Raw genomic sequence first — 3,393 nt, forward strand, 5'->3', positions numbered from 1 at the left:
GGGTGAAGGAGACGTCCAGTCCGGGGTGGGACTTCTGGAGCTGGGCAATTGCCTGCGCGCGGCGGGAGTTGGCGGCGGTGTCCGGCAGGGCGGCGCCCTCGACGTCGAAGTCGACCTTGGTGAGGCCGTAGGCGTCGACGACCTTGCCGTAGGCATCGGCGAGCGCGGAGGCGGAGGAGCAGTTCAGGGCCAGTTCGTGGCCCGCCGCGCCGCCGAAGGAGACCCGTACGTCGCCTCCTCGGGCCCGCAGCCGGCCGATCTGCGCGGCCACCTTGTCGCTGCCGAGGTCGGTGACGCCGCCCCAGAGCGGGGCGCAGGATCCGCCCGAGGTGATGAAGGCGAGGTTGAACTCCTTCACCCCGGTCGAGTCGGCGGTGCCGAGCATGTCGTACGCCGGGTACAGCGAGGTGTCGATGTACGGGGCGAAACGCGCGGTGGTGCCGTCGGTCGCGGTCGCGGTGGGCGCCGGAGCGGTGGTGGCCGGTTCCGTGGGCGTCGGCGTGGTCTTCGTCGGGGTCGGGCTCGTACTGGCCGTCGGGCTCGGGGCCGGTTCCTTTGTGGGGCGGCCGCTTGGCTCGGGCGTCGGGCCGGTGTCGACGGAGCACTTCACCTGGTTGATCAGGCAGTCGACGGGGTCGGCGGCCTTCCCCTCGGCCCCGGTGACGAAGCCGACGGTGACCGAGGCGCCGGGCGCCAGCTCCTTGTTCCAGCTCGCGGGCCTGACGGTGACGTGCTGCCCGCTGACGGTGTGTTCGCCGTTCCACAGCGAGCTGATGCGGGTGCCGGCCGGCAGGTCGAACTCCAGGACCCAGCCGCTCCGCGTGCTCCCGGTCTCGTTGGTGATCACGTACTGGCCGGTGTAGCCGCCCTGCCAGTCGCTGGTCCTGGTGTACGCGGCGCCGACGGCGGTGGCCTGTGCGCTGCCCGCGAAGGCGAACGCGGCTCCGCCGATCACCGCGGCGGTGACGGCGGCTCCGATCGCCTTGGCCTTGCGGCCGGCCCTGCGCCGGTGCGTACTGCTCATCGCGTGCCTGCCTCGGTTGTCCGGGGATGGGGGTGGGGTGCGGCAGCACGCTAGCCTCCTCGATTCGGACAAAAGTCCTGATCAGGGCGGGAGGCGGACTTCTTGAGGTGCGCTTAAGGCACGGAAAGGGGGCGATTAATGGTGCAGACCTCTGACGGCCTCCGAGGGCTCCGCGCGGGCCCGGGACAGTCGGCGGCGGCCGGTACCGGCGGACCGGTCACAGCCCGGCCCGTCACACGCCGACCGGTCGCGCCCCGGCCCGTCACACCCCGGCCGGCCGCTTCGCGGCCACGCGCTTGCGGCGGCCCAGCCGGTGCCCGCGCCGCCCCTGACCGCCGCGCCGGCCACCGTCCAGCGCGATCCACACCCGCACCTCGGTACCGCCCAGCACCGAGCGCCCGATCCGGACGTCGCCGCCCGTGGACTCGGCGAGCCGGCGCACGATGTCCAGCCCGAGTCCCGTGGAGCCCGCGCGGACCCCGCTGTTGCCTCGCGCCAGGGCGGCCTCCGGATCGGTGATGCCGGGGCCCGCGTCCGAGACGAGGATGATCACGGCGTCCTCGCCGTTGTGGACGTCCACGGCGAACGCGGTGCCCTCCGGCGTGTGCCGGAAGACGTTGCCGAGCATCGCGTCGAGTGCGGCCACCAGTTCGGGGCGCGCGACCGGGATGCGTACCGGACGTTCCACGCCCGCCAGGCGCACCCTGCGCCCCTCGTCCTCGGCGAGCGCCGACCAGAACTCCATGCGTTCGCGCACCACTTCGCCCGCGTCGCACCCGGCACCCGCGCCGGCCCCCGCCGCCTGCGTCTGCGGCTTCTGTTCGCGCGCGGTACGGATGATCGTGTCGACCTCACGCTCCAGTTGCTCCACGGCCGCGCGGGTCTGCTCGGCGGCCGGTCCCTCGCCCAGGGACGCGGCGTTGAGCCGCAGCACGGTGAGCGGGGTGCGCAGCCGGTGCGAGAGATCGGCGGCCATCTCGCGTTCGTTTGCGAGCAGTTGGACGACCTGGTCGGCCATGGCGTTGAAGGCGACCGCCGCCGAGCGCAGTTCCGTCGGCCCGTCCTCGGGGACCCGCGCCCCCAACCGGCCCTCGCCGAGGTCCTGCGCCGCGCCCGCGAGGCGCTGCGCGGGCTGCACCATGCGTACGCCGAGCCGGTCCGCGATCGCCACCGAGCCGATGATCAGGGCGACACCGACGCCGCCGAGGACCAGCCAGGCGGTGGTGACGCCGTTGCTCTTCTCCCCCTCGGGCACGAAGACTTCGACGACGGCCGTGCCGGATGCGATGGCGGTGGGCTGCAGCAGCGCGGAGCCGCCGGTGACCTCCGCGACGGAGGCACGGCCACGTCGTCTGGTCCCGTCCAGGTCGGCCCGCGACGCCCGGCTCTCGCCGAGTTCCAGGGCCTTCTGCCCGTCGGCGGCCGGAATGTGCACGGCCATCCGCCCGGCCCCTCCGGCCTGGGTGGAGGCGATGGCCTTCTCCAGTTGTTCCCGGTCGGTGGTGATGGACAGGGTCGGCCCGATCGCGGCGGCCTGCCGCTCGGCGTTGGAGAAGGCCCGGTCACTGGCCATCTCGCGGACGACGAGCCCGAGCGGGACCGCGAAGGCGATGACGACCATCGCGGTGATGGCGAGCGAGACCTTGACCAGCGCCCACCTCATGCCGGCGGCTCCAGCTTCACCCCGACGCCCCGCAGCGTGTGCAGATAGCGCGGCCGGGCCGCCGTCTCGCCGAGTTTCCGCCGCAGCCAGGACAGATGGACGTCGATGGTCTGGTCGTCGCCGTAGCTGAGCTGCCATACCTCGGCCAGCAGTTCACGCCGCGGGACGACGACTCCCGGCCGGCCCGCGAGGTAGGCGAGCAGGTCGAACTCGCGCCGGGTGAGGTCGAGTCGTACGCCGTCCAGCTCCGCCTGCCGGCGCAGCGGGTCGACGGTCAGCCCGCCGACGCGGATCACCGTGCTGCCGGGCGCCGGTTCGCCCGCCCCCGCGCGCGAGCGGCGCAGCACGGCGGCCATCCGGGCGGACAGGTGCTCCACGGAGAAGGGCTTGGTGAGGTAGTCGTCGGCGCCGTCGTTGAGGAGCCGCACGATCTCCGTCTCGTCGTCCCGCGCGGTCGCGATGATCACCGGTACGTCGGTGATGCCGCGCAGCATCTTCAGCGCCTCCGCCCCGTCGAGGTCGGGCAGGCCGAGGTCGAGGATGACCACGTCGAAGGGGACATGGGCAACCTCGCGCAGCGCCTCGAGGGCGGTGCCTACGCTCCGTACCGTGTGGGAGGCATCGGTCAGATGCCGGATGAGGGCGGAGCGCACGAACTGGTCGTCCTCGACCACGAGCACACTTGCCATGGCCCGCACCGTACGCC

Annotated in this window: 3 protein-coding genes; all 3 read right to left on the reverse strand. The window is 73.1% G+C overall.

The features are described from left to right. The coding region (locus GUY61_RS36350; RefSeq protein WP_166634567.1) for a cellulose binding domain-containing protein at window positions 1–1,024 on the reverse strand (1,024 nt) is incomplete at its 3' end. Between the two features lie 262 nt (window positions 1,025–1,286). After that, window positions 1,287–2,687 carry a HAMP domain-containing sensor histidine kinase gene (locus tag GUY61_RS36355; protein WP_166634568.1) on the reverse strand — a complete coding sequence of 467 codons (1,401 nt, stop codon included), beginning with the start codon at window positions 2,685–2,687 and terminating at the stop codon, window positions 1,287–1,289. Beyond that, window positions 2,684–3,376 carry a response regulator transcription factor gene (locus tag GUY61_RS36360; RefSeq protein ID WP_166634569.1) on the reverse strand — a complete coding sequence of 231 codons (693 nt, stop codon included), beginning with the start codon at window positions 3,374–3,376 and terminating at the stop codon, window positions 2,684–2,686. Before GUY61_RS36360 ends, GUY61_RS36355 begins: the two co-directional genes overlap by 4 nt. Window positions 3,377–3,393 lie beyond the last annotated feature (17 nt).

Origin of the sequence: Streptomyces sp. GC420 (genome assembly GCF_009916105.1) — a bacterium.
Classification (GTDB): Bacteria; Actinomycetota; Actinomycetes; order Streptomycetales; family Streptomycetaceae; genus Streptomyces.